The organism is Photobacterium aphoticum (assembly GCF_001029435.1).
Taxonomy (GTDB): Bacteria; Pseudomonadota; Gammaproteobacteria; order Enterobacterales; family Vibrionaceae; genus Photobacterium; species Photobacterium aphoticum.
The window spans coordinates 1-308 of record NZ_LDOV01000115.1 but is presented as its reverse complement, the minus strand read 5'-3'; the positions used below and the strand labels follow the sequence as shown (position 1 = coordinate 308).

1 pseudogene is annotated in these 308 nt (G+C 45.5%); it reads left to right on the top strand.

Annotated features, from left to right (window positions below):
- Nucleotides 1–308, top strand: a pseudogene (locus tag ABT58_RS23270) (GGDEF domain-containing protein); the annotation flags it as partial.

Below are 308 nucleotides of genomic sequence, written 5' to 3'. Positions count from 1 at the left end.
TTATCGATGAATACGTGATGTCGGTACTCGGAATGGGAAACCTGTGCGACATCTACGGCGACCATTTCCGTGCGATACGCTACTACCAAAAGATCGATAGCATTGACCACGCGATCTCAAGTCGTTCACTAAGGCTGAAATACAAGCTGTATATGCTGGCTTGTTACATCTATCTCAACCGTATTAAAGAAGCCAAAGAACTGATCAAAGAGTGCGAAGAGCTCAGTATCCTCGTCAGCGATAAAGTGCTGTCTGGCCAGATTCATCTCTACCAAGCCAAAATTCACCGCAGCGAGATAAACATCGAA